Genomic DNA, 20736 nt, shown 5'->3' on the forward strand with positions numbered 1-20736 from the left:
GTCTCTTCAAACTCATTCAAGGTCTGTCTTTGAGTCCACAAAACCCCTTGGGTGTTGTATGGTTAAGCCTCACGGGCAATTAGTACAGGTTAGCTCAATGCCTCGCAGCACTTACACACCCTGCCTATCAACGTCGTAGTCTACGACAACCCTTTAGGACGCTTATAGCGTCAGGGAAAACTCATCTCAAGGCTCGCTTCCCGCTTAGATGCTTTCAGCGGTTATCGATTCCGAACTTAGCTACCGGGCAATGCCATTGGCATGACAACCCGAACACCAGAGGTTCGTCCACTCCGGTCCTCTCGTACTAGGAGCAGCCCCTTTCAATTTTCCAACGCCCACGGCAGATAGGGACCGAACTGTCTCACGACGTTCTAAACCCAGCTCGCGTACCACTTTAAATGGCGAACAGCCATACCCTTGGGACCGACTTCAGCCCCAGGATGTGATGAGCCGACATCGAGGTGCCAAACACCGCCGTCGATATGAACTCTTGGGCGGTATCAGCCTGTTATCCCCGGAGTACCTTTTATCCGTTGAGCGATGGCCCTTCCATTCAGAACCACCGGATCACTATGACCTGCTTTCGCACCTGCTCGAATTGTCATTCTCGCAGTCAAGCGGGCTTATGCCATTGCACTAACCACACGATGTCCAACCGTGTTTAGCCCACCTTCGTGCTCCTCCGTTACTCTTTGGGAGGAGACCGCCCCAGTCAAACTACCCACCAGGCACTGTCCGTAACCCCGATTCAGGGGCCAACGTTAGAACATCAAAACTACAAGGGTGGTATTTCAAGGACGACTCCACCACATCTAGCGACGCGGTTTCATAGTCTCCCACCTATCCTACACATGTAGGTTCAATGTTCAGTGCCAAGCTGTAGTAAAGGTTCACGGGGTCTTTCCGTCTAGCCGCGGGTACACTGCATCTTCACAGCGATTTCAATTTCACTGAGTCTCGGGTGGAGACAGCGTGGCCATCATTACGCCATTCGTGCAGGTCGGAACTTACCCGACAAGGAATTTCGCTACCTTAGGACCGTTATAGTTACGGCCGCCGTTTACCGGGGCTTCGATCAAGAGCTTCGACCGAAGTCTAACCCCATCAATTAACCTTCCGGCACCGGGCAGGCGTCACACCGTATACGTCATCTTACGATTTTGCACAGTGCTGTGTTTTTAATAAACAGTTGCAGCCACCTGGTATCTGCGACTCTCGTCTGCTCCATCCGCAAGGGACTTCACTGATAAGAGCGTACCTTCTCCCGAAGTTACGGTACCATTTTGCCTAGTTCCTTCACCCGAGTTCTCTCAAGCGCCTTGGTATTCTCTACCCGACCACCTGTGTCGGTTTGGGGTACGATTCCTTACAATCTGAAGCTTAGAGGCTTTTCCTGGAAGCATGGCATCAATGACTTCACTACCGTAGTAGCTCGACATCGTATCTCAGCGTTAAAGAAAGTCCGGATTTACCTAAACTTTCCGCCTACATACTTGAACCTGGACAACCGTCGCCAGGCCCACCTAGCCTTCTCCGTCCCCCCATCGCAATTGTAAGAAGTACGGGAATATTAACCCGTTTCCCATCGACTACGCCTTTCGGCCTCGCCTTAGGAGTCGACTTACCCTGCCCCGATTAACGTTGGACAGGAACCCTTGGTCTTCCGGCGAGGGAGTTTTTCACTCCCTTTATCGTTACTCATGTCAGCATTCGCACTTCTGATACCTCCAGCAGCCCTTACAGACCACCTTCAACGGCTTACAGAACGCTCCCCTACCCCACATACCCTAAGGTACGTAGCCGCAGCTTCGGTGTATAGCTTAGCCCCGTTACATCTTCCGCGCAGGCCGACTCGACCAGTGAGCTATTACGCTTTCTTTAAATGATGGCTGCTTCTAAGCCAACATCCTGGCTGTCTGAGCCTTCCCACATCGTTTCCCACTTAGCTATACTTTGGGACCTTAGCTGGCGGTCTGGGTTGTTTCCCTCTCCACGACGGACGTTAGCACCCGCCGTGTGTCTCCCGGATAGTACTTACTGGTATTCGGAGTTTGCAAAGGGTTGGTAAGTCGGGATGACCCCCTAGCCTTAACAGTGCTCTACCCCCAGTAGTATTCGTCCGAGGCGCTACCTAAATAGCTTTCGGGGAGAACCAGCTATCTCCAGGTTTGATTGGCCTTTCACCCCTAGCCACAAGTCATCCGCTAATTTTTCAACATTAGTCGGTTCGGTCCTCCAGTTGATGTTACTCAACCTTCAACCTGCCCATGGCTAGATCACCTGGTTTCGGGTCTAATCCTAGCAACTGTACGCCCAGTTAAGACTCGGTTTCCCTACGGCTCCCCTAAACGGTTAACCTTGCTACTAAAATTAAGTCGCTGACCCATTATACAAAAGGTACGCAGTCACACCACGAAGGTGCTCCTACTGCTTGTACGTACACGGTTTCAGGTTCTATTTCACTCCCCTCACAGGGGTTCTTTTCGCCTTTCCCTCACGGTACTGGTTCACTATCGGTCAGTCAGTAGTATTTAGCCTTGGAGGATGGTCCCCCCATATTCAGACAGGATATCACGTGTCCCGCCCTACTCGATTTCACTGATTATGATGTGTCGGTTACGGGGCTATCACCCTTTATTGCGAGACTTTCCAGACTCTTCACCTGCATCATTAAAAGCTTAAGGGCTAATCCAATTTCGCTCGCCGCTACTTTCGGAATCTCGGTTGATTTCTCTTCCTCGGGGTACTTAGATGTTTCAGTTCCCCCGGTTTGCCTCCTGTTGCTATGTATTCACAACAGGATACGTGCTTATGCACGTGGGTTTCCCCATTCAGAAATCCCAGACTCAAAAGGTTATTACTACCTAATCTGGGCTTATCGCAAGTTATTACGTCTTTCATCGCCTCTGACTGCCAAGGCATCCACCGTGTACGCTTAGTCACTTAACCATACAACCCGAAAGGGTCTTAGTGTATGGCAACTAACCAAGGTTTTTGGTTGTCATCAAGAAGGGTTAATTCTTGATAACTGTTTGCCGGACTCAATTGTGAATCAAATAAATTTGATTCGAATACAAGACACTTGAATGTGTTTGTTGTGTTTATCTAATGAAAGATAAACATTGAGAACTTTTAAATTTGATTTGAATTACTCGTAAGTAATCAAATCAGTCAGCTTTCCAAATTGTTAAAGAGCATAAAGCAAAAAGCTTTAATCAATAACTTACGTTATTAATTAAAGCTCTGGCTTTAACTAAATCTAAACCATCAATCTGTGTGGACACTCATCGTAAGTATCTTCGTATAAGGAGGTGATCCAGCCCCAGGTTCCCCTAGGGCTACCTTGTTACGACTTCACCCCAGTCATGAACCACAAAGTGGTGAGCGTCCTCCCCGAAAGGTTAAACTACCCACTTCTTTTGCAGCCCACTCCCATGGTGTGACGGGCGGTGTGTACAAGGCCCGGGAACGTATTCACCGTGACATTCTGATTCACGATTACTAGCGATTCCGACTTCATGGAGTCGAGTTGCAGACTCCAATCCGGACTACGACGCACTTTTTGGGATTCGCTCACTATCGCTAGCTTGCTGCCCTCTGTATGCGCCATTGTAGCACGTGTGTAGCCCTACTCGTAAGGGCCATGATGACTTGACGTCGTCCCCACCTTCCTCCGGTTTATCACCGGCAGTCTCCCTGGAGTTCCCGACATTACTCGCTGGCAAACAAGGATAAGGGTTGCGCTCGTTGCGGGACTTAACCCAACATTTCACAACACGAGCTGACGACAGCCATGCAGCACCTGTCTCAGAGCTCCCGAAGGCACACCTGCGTCTCCGCTGGCTTCTCTGGATGTCAAGAGTAGGTAAGGTTCTTCGCGTTGCATCGAATTAAACCACATGCTCCACCGCTTGTGCGGGCCCCCGTCAATTCATTTGAGTTTTAATCTTGCGACCGTACTCCCCAGGCGGTCTACTTAACGCGTTAGCTCCGAAAGCCACGGCTCAAGGCCACAACCTCCAAGTAGACATCGTTTACGGCGTGGACTACCAGGGTATCTAATCCTGTTTGCTCCCCACGCTTTCGCATCTGAGTGTCAGTGTCTGTCCAGGGGGCCGCCTTCGCCACTGGTATTCCTTCAGATCTCTACGCATTTCACCGCTACACCTGAAATTCTACCCCCCTCTACAGCACTCTAGTTCACCAGTTTCAAATGCAGTTCCGAGGTTGAGCCCCGGGCTTTCACATCTGACTTAATGAACCACCTGCATGCGCTTTACGCCCAGTAATTCCGATTAACGCTCGCACCCTCCGTATTACCGCGGCTGCTGGCACGGAGTTAGCCGGTGCTTCTTCTGTTGCTAACGTCAAGAGATAGCGCTATTAACACTACCCCCTTCCTCACAACTGAAAGTACTTTACAACCCGAAGGCCTTCTTCATACACGCGGCATGGCTGCATCAGGCTTTCGCCCATTGTGCAATATTCCCCACTGCTGCCTCCCGTAGGAGTCTGGACCGTGTCTCAGTTCCAGTGTGGCTGATCATCCTCTCAGACCAGCTAGGGATCGTCGCCTTGGTGAGCCATTACCTCACCAACTAGCTAATCCCACCTAGGCATATCTTGACGCGAGAGGTCCGAAGATCCCCCTCTTTGGCCCGTAGGCATTATGCGGTATTAGCCATCGTTTCCAATGGTTATCCCCCACATCAAGGCAATTTCCTAGGCATTACTCACCCGTCCGCCGCTCGACGCCCAACAAATCCTCCGAAGATTCAATGTTGTCGTTTCCGCTCGACTTGCATGTGTTAGGCCTGCCGCCAGCGTTCAATCTGAGCCATGATCAAACTCTTCAATTTAAGATTTTGTGACTCAACGAATACTGACTTCAAAACTACTATGTAATTTTAAAGCTATTACCATTCCAACAGAATGGTAATGAATTGACTGTGCCAAATAACCGAAGTTATTCGTATTGGTCACTCAGTTCATTGAAATCAATTTTGATTCCGAAGAATCTGTTTTATCTAACGATAAAACGTTTTGATATTCATCAACGAGTGCCCACACAGATTGATAGGTTTAAATTGTTAAAGAGCTTTGCTTTCAGTGCCTTAGCACGTAAGCAGGACGCGTATAATACGCTTTCCACTTTGAAAGTCAACATAAAACTCTAAGAAACTTAGAACTCTATGGTGACTTGTCTAGAAACTAGACAAAGTCGAAATTAAAGCCTGGCGATGTCCTACTCTCACATGGGGAAACCCCACACTACCATCGGCGCTATTGTGTTTCACTTCTGAGTTCGGCATGGAATCAGGTGGGTCCACAATGCTATGGTCGCCAAGCAAATTTTAAAATTCGGAAAGCTATAATCTAAAAGTGTCTCTTCAAACTCATTCAAGGTCTGTCTTTGAGTCCACAAAACCCCTTGGGTGTTGTATGGTTAAGCCTCACGGGCAATTAGTACAGGTTAGCTCAATGCCTCGCAGCACTTACACACCCTGCCTATCAACGTCGTAGTCTACGACAACCCTTTAGGACGCTTATAGCGTCAGGGAAAACTCATCTCAAGGCTCGCTTCCCGCTTAGATGCTTTCAGCGGTTATCGATTCCGAACTTAGCTACCGGGCAATGCCATTGGCATGACAACCCGAACACCAGAGGTTCGTCCACTCCGGTCCTCTCGTACTAGGAGCAGCCCCTTTCAATTTTCCAACGCCCACGGCAGATAGGGACCGAACTGTCTCACGACGTTCTAAACCCAGCTCGCGTACCACTTTAAATGGCGAACAGCCATACCCTTGGGACCGACTTCAGCCCCAGGATGTGATGAGCCGACATCGAGGTGCCAAACACCGCCGTCGATATGAACTCTTGGGCGGTATCAGCCTGTTATCCCCGGAGTACCTTTTATCCGTTGAGCGATGGCCCTTCCATTCAGAACCACCGGATCACTATGACCTGCTTTCGCACCTGCTCGAATTGTCATTCTCGCAGTCAAGCGGGCTTATGCCATTGCACTAACCACACGATGTCCAACCGTGTTTAGCCCACCTTCGTGCTCCTCCGTTACTCTTTGGGAGGAGACCGCCCCAGTCAAACTACCCACCAGGCACTGTCCGTAACCCCGATTCAGGGGCCAACGTTAGAACATCAAAACTACAAGGGTGGTATTTCAAGGACGACTCCACCACATCTAGCGACGCGGTTTCATAGTCTCCCACCTATCCTACACATGTAGGTTCAATGTTCAGTGCCAAGCTGTAGTAAAGGTTCACGGGGTCTTTCCGTCTAGCCGCGGGTACACTGCATCTTCACAGCGATTTCAATTTCACTGAGTCTCGGGTGGAGACAGCGTGGCCATCATTACGCCATTCGTGCAGGTCGGAACTTACCCGACAAGGAATTTCGCTACCTTAGGACCGTTATAGTTACGGCCGCCGTTTACCGGGGCTTCGATCAAGAGCTTCGACCGAAGTCTAACCCCATCAATTAACCTTCCGGCACCGGGCAGGCGTCACACCGTATACGTCATCTTACGATTTTGCACAGTGCTGTGTTTTTAATAAACAGTTGCAGCCACCTGGTATCTGCGACTCTCGTCTGCTCCATCCGCAAGGGACTTCACTGATAAGAGCGTACCTTCTCCCGAAGTTACGGTACCATTTTGCCTAGTTCCTTCACCCGAGTTCTCTCAAGCGCCTTGGTATTCTCTACCCGACCACCTGTGTCGGTTTGGGGTACGATTCCTTACAATCTGAAGCTTAGAGGCTTTTCCTGGAAGCATGGCATCAATGACTTCACTACCGTAGTAGCTCGACATCGTATCTCAGCGTTAAAGAAAGTCCGGATTTACCTAAACTTTCCGCCTACATACTTGAACCTGGACAACCGTCGCCAGGCCCACCTAGCCTTCTCCGTCCCCCCATCGCAATTGTAAGAAGTACGGGAATATTAACCCGTTTCCCATCGACTACGCCTTTCGGCCTCGCCTTAGGAGTCGACTTACCCTGCCCCGATTAACGTTGGACAGGAACCCTTGGTCTTCCGGCGAGGGAGTTTTTCACTCCCTTTATCGTTACTCATGTCAGCATTCGCACTTCTGATACCTCCAGCAGCCCTTACAGACCACCTTCAACGGCTTACAGAACGCTCCCCTACCCCACATACCCTAAGGTACGTAGCCGCAGCTTCGGTGTATAGCTTAGCCCCGTTACATCTTCCGCGCAGGCCGACTCGACCAGTGAGCTATTACGCTTTCTTTAAATGATGGCTGCTTCTAAGCCAACATCCTGGCTGTCTGAGCCTTCCCACATCGTTTCCCACTTAGCTATACTTTGGGACCTTAGCTGGCGGTCTGGGTTGTTTCCCTCTCCACGACGGACGTTAGCACCCGCCGTGTGTCTCCCGGATAGTACTTACTGGTATTCGGAGTTTGCAAAGGGTTGGTAAGTCGGGATGACCCCCTAGCCTTAACAGTGCTCTACCCCCAGTAGTATTCGTCCGAGGCGCTACCTAAATAGCTTTCGGGGAGAACCAGCTATCTCCAGGTTTGATTGGCCTTTCACCCCTAGCCACAAGTCATCCGCTAATTTTTCAACATTAGTCGGTTCGGTCCTCCAGTTGATGTTACTCAACCTTCAACCTGCCCATGGCTAGATCACCTGGTTTCGGGTCTAATCCTAGCAACTGTACGCCCAGTTAAGACTCGGTTTCCCTACGGCTCCCCTAAACGGTTAACCTTGCTACTAAAATTAAGTCGCTGACCCATTATACAAAAGGTACGCAGTCACACCACGAAGGTGCTCCTACTGCTTGTACGTACACGGTTTCAGGTTCTATTTCACTCCCCTCACAGGGGTTCTTTTCGCCTTTCCCTCACGGTACTGGTTCACTATCGGTCAGTCAGTAGTATTTAGCCTTGGAGGATGGTCCCCCCATATTCAGACAGGATATCACGTGTCCCGCCCTACTCGATTTCACTGATTATGATGTGTCGGTTACGGGGCTATCACCCTTTATTGCGAGACTTTCCAGACTCTTCACCTGCATCATTAAAAGCTTAAGGGCTAATCCAATTTCGCTCGCCGCTACTTTCGGAATCTCGGTTGATTTCTCTTCCTCGGGGTACTTAGATGTTTCAGTTCCCCCGGTTTGCCTCCTGTTGCTATGTATTCACAACAGGATACGTGCTTATGCACGTGGGTTTCCCCATTCAGAAATCCCAGACTCAAAAGGTTATTACTACCTAATCTGGGCTTATCGCAAGTTATTACGTCTTTCATCGCCTCTGACTGCCAAGGCATCCACCGTGTACGCTTAGTCACTTAACCATACAACCCGAAAGGGTCTTAGTGTATGGCAACTAACCAAGGTTTTTGGTTGTCATCAAGAAGGGTTAATTCTTGATAACTGTTTGCCGGACTCAATTGTGAATCAAATAAATTTGATTCGAATACAAGACACTTGAATGTGTTTGTTGTGTTTATCTAATGAAAGATAAACATTGAGAACTTTTAAATTTGATTTGAATTACTCGTAAGTAATCAAATCAGTCAGCTTTCCAAATTGTTAAAGAGCATAAAGCAAAAAGCTTTAATCAATAACTTACGTTATTAATTAAAGCTCTGGCTTTAACTAAATCTAAACCATCAATCTGTGTGGACACTCATCGTAAGTATCTTCGTATAAGGAGGTGATCCAGCCCCAGGTTCCCCTAGGGCTACCTTGTTACGACTTCACCCCAGTCATGAACCACAAAGTGGTGAGCGTCCTCCCCGAAAGGTTAAACTACCCACTTCTTTTGCAGCCCACTCCCATGGTGTGACGGGCGGTGTGTACAAGGCCCGGGAACGTATTCACCGTGACATTCTGATTCACGATTACTAGCGATTCCGACTTCATGGAGTCGAGTTGCAGACTCCAATCCGGACTACGACGCACTTTTTGGGATTCGCTCACTATCGCTAGCTTGCTGCCCTCTGTATGCGCCATTGTAGCACGTGTGTAGCCCTACTCGTAAGGGCCATGATGACTTGACGTCGTCCCCACCTTCCTCCGGTTTATCACCGGCAGTCTCCCTGGAGTTCCCGACATTACTCGCTGGCAAACAAGGATAAGGGTTGCGCTCGTTGCGGGACTTAACCCAACATTTCACAACACGAGCTGACGACAGCCATGCAGCACCTGTCTCAGAGCTCCCGAAGGCACACCTGCGTCTCCGCTGGCTTCTCTGGATGTCAAGAGTAGGTAAGGTTCTTCGCGTTGCATCGAATTAAACCACATGCTCCACCGCTTGTGCGGGCCCCCGTCAATTCATTTGAGTTTTAATCTTGCGACCGTACTCCCCAGGCGGTCTACTTAACGCGTTAGCTCCGAAAGCCACGGCTCAAGGCCACAACCTCCAAGTAGACATCGTTTACGGCGTGGACTACCAGGGTATCTAATCCTGTTTGCTCCCCACGCTTTCGCATCTGAGTGTCAGTGTCTGTCCAGGGGGCCGCCTTCGCCACTGGTATTCCTTCAGATCTCTACGCATTTCACCGCTACACCTGAAATTCTACCCCCCTCTACAGCACTCTAGTTCACCAGTTTCAAATGCAGTTCCGAGGTTGAGCCCCGGGCTTTCACATCTGACTTAATGAACCACCTGCATGCGCTTTACGCCCAGTAATTCCGATTAACGCTCGCACCCTCCGTATTACCGCGGCTGCTGGCACGGAGTTAGCCGGTGCTTCTTCTGTTGCTAACGTCAAGAGATAGCGCTATTAACACTACCCCCTTCCTCACAACTGAAAGTACTTTACAACCCGAAGGCCTTCTTCATACACGCGGCATGGCTGCATCAGGCTTTCGCCCATTGTGCAATATTCCCCACTGCTGCCTCCCGTAGGAGTCTGGACCGTGTCTCAGTTCCAGTGTGGCTGATCATCCTCTCAGACCAGCTAGGGATCGTCGCCTTGGTGAGCCATTACCTCACCAACTAGCTAATCCCACCTAGGCATATCTTGACGCGAGAGGTCCGAAGATCCCCCTCTTTGGCCCGTAGGCATTATGCGGTATTAGCCATCGTTTCCAATGGTTATCCCCCACATCAAGGCAATTTCCTAGGCATTACTCACCCGTCCGCCGCTCGACGCCCATTAACGCACCCGAAGGATTGTTAGTGTCGTTTCCGCTCGACTTGCATGTGTTAGGCCTGCCGCCAGCGTTCAATCTGAGCCATGATCAAACTCTTCAATTTAAAGTTTTGATTACCTAAATTAATAGGTGTGACTCAACGAATACTGACTTCAAAACTAATATTTACCGCTCTTTCAAAAAAGAACAGAAACATGTAATTCTAAAGCTATTACCATTCCAACAGAATGGTAATGAATTGACTGTGCCGATTAACTACAAGTAGTTAAACGTATTGGTCACTCAGTTCATTGAAATCAATTTGTTACCGAAGTAACTGCTATTACGCTCTTTCGAAAAAGAACCAATAACGTTTTGATATTCATCAACGAGTGCCCACACAGATTGATAGGTTTAAATTGTTAAAGAGCGCTAGCGTTTTGTGATTTACATCTCAGTCGCTAGGGGTGCGTACTATACCTGCACCACTTAGAGAGTCAAGAGTTATTTTCAACTCCTTTTTCTCTACCGATTTCGCTGTGTGACTTTCGTCTCACTCCGTGTCGGTGAGGCGGCATTATAGAGAGATCGACATAGAGCACAAGGGCTTTTTTGAATAAAAGTTTTGTTCGCCTAAAAAGCCACCAGATCCGCATTTTTCGAATAAAAACTAAACATTTGAGACGTATCACAGCAATACATTGGCAAAATGGAAACCATGAACGTAAGATTCATGTATCTATTTTGTTAAGAGTAGATGCGTCTATTTCGTTTATTAATATGTAGTATTCCGATATGAACTCAAAAAAATCGATGTTGTTAATTGTCGCACTAGCTGTTCTAGGTGGCATTGTTTTCTCTCAGGTAGATATATCGCCTGCAATTACCTTTATCCTTGGTGTCTTGGCTTCCGCTTTTGTTGTTAACTTTTCAAGCACCGACTCAAAATCAGATTCAGAACCTAAGGCATCAACAAAAACACTTTATGTAGGTAACCTTCCATACAAAGCGAATGAGTCACACGTACGTGAATTATTCTCAGAGTATGGTGAAGTATTTGCAGTACGCTTAATGAAAGACAAACGTACTGGTAAAAGAAGAGGCTTTGGATTTGTCGTAATGGCTAGCAATGATGTGAATCATGCTATTTCAGAACTTAACGATAAAGATTACATGCAACGAACTTTAAAAGTGCGAGTTGCAAACGATCCTAAACATCCAGAAACGGACGAAGCTGAACTGAGCTAAATCCTAACTGCTTCAACATGCTATTTAGTGCACTTTCTTTCTTAGGAAGTGCACTACAAAAAACCTCACGCACTCCCCCTTCTTTATTAATACTTTCCAAACCCAACAAATCTTGAACCCGTTTAGCTATCGCTTTACCAGAATCTATCAGCACTACGCTTTCACCTAGTACTTGTTGAATCTCTGATTTGATCAGTGGGAAATGAGTGCATCCTAATACGGCCACATCAACCATGTTGATCATCGGTTGAAGAATCTGCTGCAACTCTTCAAGGTCAATCGTCTCCCCCCTGAGTTTATCTTCGGCCATATCCACCAGCCTAGTAGAACCTAAAAGTTCGACTCTTTTATTACTCGAGAAGTTTTTGATGAGCTCGTGTGTGTATTCACGAGTAATCGTTGCGGGAGTAGCAATGAGACCCACCGCTTTATTGGCAAGTAGGGATGCAGGCTTGATTGCCGGAACAACGCCAACAATTGGGATTAGATTATTAGCACGTAGTGTGGGCAAGACAATCGTACTTGCGGTATTACAGGCTATCACTACGATATCAATCGCGTGGCTAGCCACAAAGCTGGCGACGATGCTTTGGACTCTGCGAACAAGGACTTGCTGATCGAGTTCACCGTATGGGTAAGCCTCGTTATCAAATACATAAGTATAGTTATGATTCGGTAGTAACTGGCTTACCTCCTTATATACAGATAGGCCACCCACTCCAGAATCAAAGACCAATATATTTTTTTGCAGACTATCCGACACAACGATTACCTATAATAAGTTTCGCTGCAATGATACTCCTTCACTTAGTTTTCGCCAATCCTCACTCTATATAATGCAAGCTTGATAACGTTGATGAACAAAGCGCCCACCTTGCTCTACATTTTCTAGATCTATCTTGAGCTTACCTTTAAAGCATGGCGCTGACGTCACTAAGGTATGGAACTCGCCATCTTCGCCACATGGATCGACATGACTCGGTAAGCTGCCTATTAGCTCAAGTGTGTATTTCTTCCCGCAATAGCTCATGTCTAATACATCGCTATCGACCGTGACGAGAAAGGTTTCGATTCCTCTGTCGATTATTTCACTCGCAAGTGCCTGACTGCTCTCTCCCATTAGGGGAAACACACACTCCCAACCCGCTGGTTCTATATAGCTTCTTCGATAATCGGCAATGCCATTGCAAAACATGTCTCCAAACGCGACCGCATCAATTGATAAGCCAGAACCTTTAAGTGCAGAGACAATAGTACTTTGATAAATCTCATTACTAGGAAACACTTCTGGAAGCTCAATCGTGATTAATGGTAAATCGACTAATTGCGCCTGCATCGCAACAACATCAATCGGAGTCACTTGGAAAGGAACTTCACCTCCAACATACGTAGTATAGAGAGCAACAACTTCATATTCGGAGCTTTCAAGTAGACGCTCTAGCGTTAATGTGGAGTCTTTACCTGACGACCAACTTATGACGACTTTCTTTTTCATTGATATACCCAATAAGAAAAACCGCCCGGAGGCGGTTTAGGTGCAAACTAGAATTGGTAAGAGGCTGATACGAAGTATTCACGACCAGGCGTCGCGTAACCGCTATACATTTCATAGTCTTTGTCGAATGCGTTACTCAGTTTTCCTTTCACCTTTAGGTCTGCCGAAACTGCGTACTCAGCAGTAAAGTTCCAAAGGCTGTAACTTGCCAATCGTGTCGTCCCGTTAAAACGTTCACCTTGATAAAGGTACTGAGAGCCTAAAATCCAATCACCAAATTCAGCAAAAGCATTCCACTTAGCACCTTGTTTGGAACGGTATGCTAATTGTTGTTCTTTACCATTAGATTTATCTACTGGATCTTTCCAGTCTAAGTAGAACTGATGTGTAACAATTGAGGTGTCAAAACCTAAGCCCAGTTCAACACCTTTTATTTCAGCTTCTCCAATATTAGTCATGCCTGAGCCTTGCCACATCAACATGTTATCAATCTTGTTGATGAAACCAGTAATCGACCAATCTAGATAAGAATGTGAACCTTCTAGCGTTAGCTCTGTATTTTGAGAATCTTCTGCTTTTAGATTAGGTGCTTCGTAACCCGGGTAATATAAGTCTAAAAAAGTAGGTGCTCTGAAGGCTGTACCATGGCTTGCTTTAATTTCATAGTTATCAAGGAACGTCCAACCCGCTGCTGCTTGCCACGTGGTGTTGTTTCCATATTGGCTGTTCTCATCATTTCGAGCACTTGCTTCAAGTGTCCAGTTATCTATGGTGTATTGACTAATAACACTTACACCATAGTTTTCACGAGGGTTATCTTCTGGCTTATAGTAACTAAAGCCTGTGTAGCCTTCATCTAACTCTTCACGTCGGTAATCTAAACCACCACCTAAAGCCAACTGCTCATTTACTCGGTAAGAGTTTAACCAAGCAGCATTGATCTGGTTAATAGATGTGATGCCACCACTTTTCTTACTCTTACCTACGACATAATCGTAGTTATCTTGTTCTGCATAAGTAAGATCTAAAGTTGAAGTGAGGTTGTCTTCGTTGTAAGCCAAGTTTGTATTAATTGAACGGAACTCAGTTCGGCCGACTTTTTCTTCATGATTTGTTCCATACGTATTGTCGTACTCACCTTCATTGTCGTAAGCCACAACATTAACAAAAGCATTAACTGTCTTGGTTAGCTGATTTTGGTAGCCGATATTTACATTGTATGACTCAAAACCGTGCTCATCGCCATCGTTAACACCGGCTACAGGTTTAACATTAAACCCATCATCTTTTTCATAACCAATAACAGCTTTAATATGTTGGCTGTCATCAATCTTATGCAGAGCAGCTAAAGAGGTTACATAATGATTGTTTGTACCATATCCGCCATACACTTTAACGGCATCTTCATTCACATCTGCTCTGGTAATAATATTGATGACACCAGAAATAGCTTCTGAACCATAGATAGAGGCACGAGCACCACGAATGAATTCAATTCTTTCAATTGAGTTAACTGGCAAAGAGTTAAAATCAACACCACCCATCATAGCTCTTGGTAAGCGGGTACCATCCATTAGAACTAGTACTTGAGAAGAACTACCTCCTCGCACATAGAACGAGGCTGTTTGCCCACGACCACCATATTGAGCAACTTCAACGCTTGGCAACGTTCGAAAAACTTCAATAAGGCTATTTGCTTGAAGTTTTGAAATATCTTCTTTGGTAACGACAACAGTTTGAGCTAATACAGCACCGTCAACTTGCTCAAAACGGTTAGCCGTAACCACCATGGTTTCGTCGGTAGATGCTTCTTGGGCGTGTAAATTGGAGATAGGTGAAAGCAGCGATGCTACAGCGACCGCTAAAAGGGATTTGTTCATGTTGTGATCCTAAATCGCGTAAATTCCTACCAAACCACATTGTATGGTTTAGCTACTGGCAGGTATTCGGACTCAAGAGCACAACCTTATGGTTACCTCATATTCGACTTCCCACAAAAAGCTATTTGCAGTGTCTTATGAATATTCGTTCTCTTTCACCGCTGCGCGTCAGTTCTGGATTCACACCAGATTCCCTCTTCAGCCATCTATACATCTAAATGGCACCAGCTTGCGGGAGATAGTATTAACCTATGAATCATTTGTCTAGTCTAAGATAGTTATAAGCTATAGTTTTCATGCTCGATTTACATTGAATAGCTCTCAACACTGGACAAGCGCCTGTGATTGAATAAAATCTGCGCTCTTGATTTAAAAGCACGACAGCAAAAAGGCATAACAATGGCGAATTTAGATGTAAACCCGCAACGCTACCAAGAACAACTAGCAGAAAAGACTGAGCGTCTTACTGAGATGTTCTCACAATACGATGTGCCTGAGTTGGAAGTGTATGAATCTCCAGAGCAACACTACCGCATGCGTGCTGAATTTCGCGTGTGGCATGAAGGTGACGATATGTATTACGTCATGTTCAATCAAGAGACCAAAGAAAAATACCGTGTAGACCAGTTCCCAGCGGCTAGCCGTCTTATCAACGACTTAATGCCTCTACTAACAGATGCAATGAAAGAGAACCACTCTCTACGTCACAAGCTATTCCAAGTAGATTTTCTTTCTACGCTGAGTGGTGAGATTTTGGTATCACTGCTTTACCATCGTCAATTGGGTGAGCAATGGATTCAAGATGCTAAAGCACTGAAGCAACAATTGAATGATGAAGGTTTTAACCTAAACCTGATTGGCCGTGCGCGTAAGATGAAAATCGTCCTTGATCGCGACTACGTAATTGAAAAGCTAGACGTGAATGGTGACAGCTACATCTACCAACAAGTAGAGAACAGCTTTACCCAACCAAACGGCAAAGTAGCAGAGAAAATGTTGGAATGGGCTGTCGACTGTACCCAAGACAGCAAAGGTGACTTGCTAGAACTTTACTGTGGTAACGGTAACTTCTCATTAGCACTGGCACAAAACTTTGAGCGTGTACTCGCAACCGAGCTAGCGAAGCCATCTGTAGAGTCTGCTCAATACAACATTGCGGCGAACAAGATCGATAATGTTCAGATCATTCGTATGTCTGCGGAAGATTTTACCGTAGCAATGGAAGGTAAGCGTGAATTCCGCCGTCTACAACAAGCAAACATCGATCTGAAGAGCTACAACTGCAACACTATCTTTGTTGATCCACCGCGTTCAGGTATGGATGTTGATACTTGTAAGATGGTACAAGGCTACGAGCGTATCATGTACATCTCTTGTAACCCTGAGACATTAAAAGAGAACCTAGACATTCTAAACGAAACACACGACATCACTCGTTTTGCTCTATTTGACCAGTTCCCTTATACGCACCACATGGAAGCCGGTGTATTCCTAGAGCGTAAAGCGTAAATCTCGCTCCTAGGTCAAAGCTTTAAGCTAAACCGCAGATACAAAAAAACGAGCCAATTGGCTCGTTTTTTTATTTATACGTTGGTTTAAGCGGTTTTACCGATAAAGCCTAACTTCTTACCTACCCAAGCGAGCAGTAACATAGCGACAATAATCGCAAAGAAGTTTGAACCTGCATCCGGGTGTTGTGCTTTCACAAAAGCCGAATGGCCAAATGCACCTACAAAGAAACAAGCTAAACCCACTAATGGAATATCTTCAGATACTGGATTAGTTAGGTATTCTTGGTAAAGCGCTTGTACAGCCAAGACTAAAGCAATCAGCGGGAAAATAGAGAAGCCCACTTCGCTCATTGTTACCCAAGATAACAGTGCATCACCACACACACCTGCAACAACAGCAAGTACGAGTGTCTTTCTTTCAGAACCACGGTTTACAGTATTATTTTCATTCGACATTATTCAATCCCGCCTTTTAATCGGTTACGTTCACGTTCTTTACGATACCAAAAAGCCCCTTTGGCCATCATTCGCAATTGCATGATCAAGCGATCAGCCAATTCATCTCGCTGACGTCGATCTAAATCTAATGCTTCTGCCCCTGAGTTGAAGACCAAAATGACGGAGGCTTCGGCCTGAGTAAAAGCTTCATCTCGTGTCATGCCAGTCGTTATTAAATATTCGGTTAACTCAGCAGAGAAGTGCTGTATCTCACGAGCTACCGCTGCACGAAACTCAAATGACGTTCCTGAGCGCTCTCGTAATAACAGTCTGAATACGTTTGGGCTGCTTTCAATGAATTCCATAAAGGTTTCAACCGATGTGCGAATCACGCTGCCTTCTTTTACTATGCGCTGCCTCGCTTGTCGCATTAGCTGGCGCAATAGTAAGCCACCTTCATCAACCATGGTTAAGCCAAGCTCATCCATGTCTTTAAAGTGACGATAAAAGGAAGTCGGTGCTATTCCAGCCTCACGAGCGACTTCTCTCAAGCTTAGATTGGAAAAACTACGATCAGCACTGAGTTGGCTAAATGCCGCATCGATCAAGCTACGACGAGTTTTTTCTTTTTGCTGTGCGCGAATGCCCATTGGTTTCATACTTTATCAACATCTTCTTTTACAGCCTAAACAGGCATGTCTAATACTCTCTTCAATATAACGCGAATCACTTATTTATATAAGGCACTCTAGTTATATAAGACACTCAACATACCTCTTTGTTCACGTACCGAAGTAAATACGTTCGAAGAAAAAATTTCAATCTCCACACTGTCATTTGGAGACATACGACATACCAAATATTATTTTTTCGATAACACTGCGTGATCCCACCGACTCTCTGATGCCCTTTTCATGTACCCAAGAACAGAATCAGTTAAAATCTCGCTAAAGCAATGTTAATCAAATATAACAAGGAAGATATCTATGCCACACTCCAACCACTTTGATGTAATCGTAATTGGTAGTGGCCCCGGAGGCGAAGGGGCAGCGATGGGATTAACCAAAGCCGGGTTGAACGTTGCAATCATTGAAAAAGAGAGCAGCGTTGGTGGTGGTTGTACTCACTGGGGAACCATTCCTTCAAAAGCACTGCGTCATGCCGTGAGTCGTATTATTGAATTCAACAGCAACCCGCTATTTTGTCAGAACAACAAAAGCATTCACTCAACCTTCTCCAACATACTGGGTCATGCTAAATCAGTCATCGATAAACAAACTCGACTGCGCCAAGGTTTCTACGATCGCAACCAATGCACACTGGTATTTGGTACTGCTCGTTTTATCGATACCAACACCATCTCTGTTTTACAAAGCGATGGTACTGAAGAACATTACAGCGCAGACAAGTTTGTAATTGCGACAGGCTCACGTCCTTACCAGCCAGACAACGTCGACTTCCTACACGAACGTATCTACGACAGCGATTCTATTCTTTCTCTTAAACACGACCCTCAACACATCATCATTTATGGTGCTGGCGTTATCGGTTGTGAGTACGCATCGATCTTCCGTGGTTTAGGCGTAAAAACCGATCTCATCAATACTCGAGACCGCTTGCTGTCATTCCTCGATAATGAAACCTCAGATGCGCTTTCTTACCACTTCTGGAACAGTGGCGTAGTAATTCGTAACGATGAAACCTTTGAGAAAATTGAAGGCACTGATGACGGTGTAATCATTCACCTAGAGTCAGGTAAGAAAATGCGTGCTGATTGCCTACTGTATGCCAATGGCCGAACGGGTAACACAGACAAGCTCAACCTTGGGGCTGTGGGGCTAGAATCCGATTCACGTGGTCAAGTGTCGGTTAACAGCAACTACCAAACCAGTATCAGCCACGTTTATGCAGTGGGTGATGTGATTGGCTACCCTAGCCTGGCAAGTGCTGCCTATGACCAAGGTCGTTTCGTGGCTCAAGCAATAGTGAAAGGCGAAGCGGAAGGCCATCTGATTGAAGACATTCCAACGGGCATCTACACAATTCCGGAGATCAGCTCCGTTGGTAAAACAGAGCAAGAGCTTACCGCCGCGAAGGTTCCTTACGAAGTGGGACGTTCTTCATTCAAACACCTCGCTCGTGCACAAATCGCAGGCAAAGACATTGGTAGCTTGAAAATCCTATTCCACCGTGAAACCAAAGAGATTTTAGGTATCCACGTGTTTGGTGAGCGTGCTGCTGAGATCATCCACATAGGTCAGGCGATCATGGAACAGAAAGGCGAAGCAAATACCATCGAGTACTTTGTGAATACTACCTTCAACTATCCAACAATGGCCGAAGCTTATCGCGTCGCAGCGCTTAACGGACTTAACCGTTTGTTCTAAACAAAGAACCAATAGGACTATTTGACCACCTGTAGGCCAAATACATAAACAGCAAGCCATGAGCTTGCTGTTTTTATTTAAATCACTGAGTTATATAGCTATATGAGTAATTAGATCATGATGTTCTAAATACCCTCTTACCTGGACAGCTTCTATTTATCACTCCCTGAACTAAGCTATCTAAGCTAAGCGAGAAACTCTCCTTTCTTCCACTGAGAAACAAATAAAACACCAAGACCAATCCCACGCATCGCCATAAAGCTCAACATTGCTAGCCACAGCGCATGGTTTTCTAAACCTGATGCTAAGTAGAAAATCGCAAAGAAACTGCAGGTGGCCACAAACATACTGTTACGCATATCTTTGCCTTTGGTAGCGCCCACGAAAATACCGTCCAGTAAGAAGCACCACATAGAAACGAGCGGCATCGCAATCAACCACGGTAAATAAACTTCAGCCTGAGTTTTAACTTCTGGGATTGTGGTGATCATATTAATCAAACTAGACCCCGCAATCGCGAACACTATGGTCAGCACCAAACAAATATTGAAGCTCCAGAAGAAAGTACCAATCAACGACTGATTGAGCTCATCTTTATCTTTCGCGCCGATCGCTTTACCGACCATGGCTTCCATGGCGTAAGCAAAACCATCCATCCCATAAGAGATAATCATCAAGAAACTCATCAGTACCGCATTGGCTGCTACCACATCATCACCAAAGCTTGCGCCCTGGAAAGTCATAAAAGTAAAAGTGGCTTGTAGGCATAAGGAACGCAGAAAGATGTCGCGATTCAGTTTTACAAAACGGCTCAAGCCTTGGCTAGTTTTGTTAAGCAGACCCCATGGCGATGGCAGTTGCCTCTTCATCCAGATTCGATACACACAAATTAAGCCAAACGTTAAACCTGCATAGTCCGCTATCACCGATGCCAACGCAGCGCCTTCAACTTGCCAGCCGAGGCCAATGACAAATACGATATCTAAAACGATGTTGGTGATATTAGTAATGATCACCATCCACATGGGTGCTTTGGCATTCTGGGTCCCGAGTAACCAACCTAACAGCACAAAGTTAGTCAACGCAGCAGGCGCACTCCATGCTCGGATCGAGAAATATTGCTGACCATAATGTTTCACTTGATCACTGGCACTACTCAGCGAGAAAACCGCATCCGCAACGAAGCTATGCAATAGCAAAAAGACACCAGCAAACCCTAGTGCCATGGTCACACCTTGCACAAAGACTAAACCAAGTTGCTTGCCATCGTTCGCCCCATAAGATTGCGCGGCGAGTCCAGTCGTCGACATTCGCAGGAAACCAAGCAACCAAAAAGTCACGCTGATCATAGTGCCACCTAAGGCCACACCACCTAAGTACCAAGAATGCTCTAAGTGACCGATAACCGCAGCATCGACTAAACCCAGTAGAGGAACCGTAATATTGGAAAGAACCATCGGGATCGCGAGCAACAGCACTTTTTTGTGCATCGCCTGATTAGATAAAGTTTGAAAAATAGTTTGGGGATTAAATAGCTTCACGATCACCTCTTTGATTAGAGGCGATAGTTTAACCTAGTGAGTGTGCTTTCACTACGTTGTGTACTTTGTGTATTGGTTAGCTTTTCTTTTACCAAACTATCTGTTGATAGA

Annotated in this window: 9 protein-coding genes, 5 rRNA genes and 1 riboswitch; of the genes, 3 read left to right on the forward strand and 11 right to left on the reverse strand. The window is 46.2% G+C overall.

All coding sequences use genetic code 11. The features are described 5' to 3' along the window. Positions 1 to 58: 58 nt before the first annotated feature. The 5 genes from IHV80_RS15500 to IHV80_RS15520 form a co-directional block, all read right to left on the reverse strand. Positions 59 to 2952: ribosomal RNA gene (locus tag IHV80_RS15500) — 23S ribosomal RNA — on the reverse strand. A 355-nt stretch (positions 2953 to 3307) separates the two neighbouring features. Beyond that, positions 3308 to 4862, reverse strand: a 16S ribosomal RNA gene (locus IHV80_RS15505). A 373-nt stretch (positions 4863 to 5235) separates the two neighbouring features. After that, positions 5236 to 5351: ribosomal RNA gene (gene rrf, locus IHV80_RS15510) — 5S ribosomal RNA — on the reverse strand. A gap of 94 nt (positions 5352 to 5445) precedes the next feature. After that, a 23S ribosomal RNA gene (locus tag IHV80_RS15515) occupies positions 5446 to 8339 on the reverse strand. Positions 8340 to 8694: 355 nt separating this feature from the next. Further along, positions 8695 to 10249: ribosomal RNA gene (locus IHV80_RS15520) — 16S ribosomal RNA — on the reverse strand. The 16S, 23S and 5S rRNA genes sit together here, the layout of an rRNA operon. Positions 10250 to 10920: 671 nt before the next feature. Here IHV80_RS15520 and IHV80_RS15525 point away from each other — a divergent pair. Next, positions 10921 to 11373, forward strand: coding sequence for an RNA recognition motif domain-containing protein (locus tag IHV80_RS15525; RefSeq protein ID WP_004736687.1), 453 nt, complete (start codon positions 10921 to 10923; stop codon positions 11371 to 11373). Here the strand turns inward: IHV80_RS15525 and murI are convergent. Genes murI through IHV80_RS15540 form a run of 3 tightly spaced genes read right to left on the reverse strand, consistent with a single transcriptional unit; the run spans position 11336 to position 14748 of the window. Then, a complete protein-coding gene (murI, locus tag IHV80_RS15530; protein WP_226088533.1) occupies positions 11336 to 12142 on the reverse strand; it encodes a glutamate racemase in 807 nt (268 codons plus the stop codon). The genes IHV80_RS15525 and murI overlap by 38 nt on opposite strands. Before the next feature lie 60 nt (positions 12143 to 12202). Continuing rightward, entirely contained in the window at positions 12203 to 12868 is a 666-nt protein-coding gene (locus IHV80_RS15535) for an adenine nucleotide alpha hydrolase (RefSeq protein WP_192889567.1), read from the reverse strand. Between the two features lie 47 nt (positions 12869 to 12915). Beyond that, complete coding sequence (locus tag IHV80_RS15540) at positions 12916 to 14748, reverse strand: TonB-dependent receptor domain-containing protein (RefSeq protein ID WP_192889568.1); 1833 nt, start codon at positions 14746 to 14748, stop codon at positions 12916 to 12918. 40 nt (positions 14749 to 14788) lie between these two features. Continuing rightward, positions 14789 to 14992: riboswitch (cobalamin riboswitch) on the reverse strand. Between the two features lie 155 nt (positions 14993 to 15147). On the opposite strand from IHV80_RS15540, the gene trmA reads away from it, so the two are divergent. After that, the gene (gene trmA / locus IHV80_RS15545; RefSeq protein WP_192889569.1) at positions 15148 to 16257 is read left to right on the forward strand and encodes a tRNA (uridine(54)-C5)-methyltransferase TrmA; all 1110 of its coding nucleotides are present in this window, start codon (positions 15148 to 15150) and stop codon (positions 16255 to 16257) included. Between the two features lie 86 nt (positions 16258 to 16343). Here trmA and IHV80_RS15550 read toward each other — a convergent pair whose 3' ends face one another. Both IHV80_RS15550 and fabR read right to left on the reverse strand, forming a co-directional pair. Beyond that, positions 16344 to 16715 (reverse strand): YijD family membrane protein, encoded by a 372-nt coding sequence (locus IHV80_RS15550; RefSeq protein ID WP_004736696.1) that lies wholly within the window; start codon positions 16713 to 16715, stop codon positions 16344 to 16346. Beyond that, positions 16715 to 17356: an HTH-type transcriptional repressor FabR gene (gene fabR / locus IHV80_RS15555; RefSeq protein ID WP_004736697.1), complete on the reverse strand. Its 642-nt coding sequence runs from the start codon at positions 17354 to 17356 to the stop codon at positions 16715 to 16717. Before fabR ends, IHV80_RS15550 begins: the two co-directional genes overlap by 1 nt. A 327-nt stretch (positions 17357 to 17683) precedes the next feature. On the opposite strand from fabR, the gene sthA reads away from it, so the two are divergent. Beyond that, positions 17684 to 19084, forward strand: coding sequence for a Si-specific NAD(P)(+) transhydrogenase (gene sthA / locus IHV80_RS15560; RefSeq protein WP_132970084.1), 1401 nt, complete (start codon positions 17684 to 17686; stop codon positions 19082 to 19084). Between the two features lie 185 nt (positions 19085 to 19269). On the opposite strand, the gene dinF is transcribed toward sthA, so the two are convergent. Further along, complete coding sequence (dinF, locus tag IHV80_RS15565; RefSeq protein WP_192889570.1) at positions 19270 to 20625, reverse strand: MATE family efflux transporter DinF; 1356 nt, start codon at positions 20623 to 20625, stop codon at positions 19270 to 19272. Positions 20626 to 20736: the final 111 nt, after the last annotated feature.

The sequence above is a fragment of the Vibrio bathopelagicus genome, from assembly GCF_014879975.1.
Lineage (GTDB): Bacteria > Pseudomonadota > Gammaproteobacteria > Enterobacterales > Vibrionaceae > Vibrio > Vibrio bathopelagicus.

What these genes read in the sequence shown, in the direction of transcription:
- IHV80_RS15550 (WP_004736696.1), bottom strand. Translation starts at nt 16,715, where the DNA reads ATGTCGAATGAAAATAATACTGTAAACCGTGGTTCTGAAAGAAAGACA.
- sthA (WP_132970084.1), top strand. Translation starts at nt 17,684, where the DNA reads ATGCCACACTCCAACCACTTTGATGTAATCGTAATTGGTAGTGGCCCC.
- trmA (WP_192889569.1), top strand. Translation starts at nt 15,148, where the DNA reads ATGGCGAATTTAGATGTAAACCCGCAACGCTACCAAGAACAACTAGCA.
- IHV80_RS15540 (WP_192889568.1), bottom strand. Translation starts at nt 14,748, where the DNA reads ATGAACAAATCCCTTTTAGCGGTCGCTGTAGCATCGCTGCTTTCACCT.
- IHV80_RS15525 (WP_004736687.1), top strand. Translation starts at nt 10,921, where the DNA reads ATGAACTCAAAAAAATCGATGTTGTTAATTGTCGCACTAGCTGTTCTA.
- IHV80_RS15535 (WP_192889567.1), bottom strand. Translation starts at nt 12,868, where the DNA reads ATGAAAAAGAAAGTCGTCATAAGTTGGTCGTCAGGTAAAGACTCCACA.
- fabR (WP_004736697.1), bottom strand. Translation starts at nt 17,356, where the DNA reads ATGAAACCAATGGGCATTCGCGCACAGCAAAAAGAAAAAACTCGTCGT.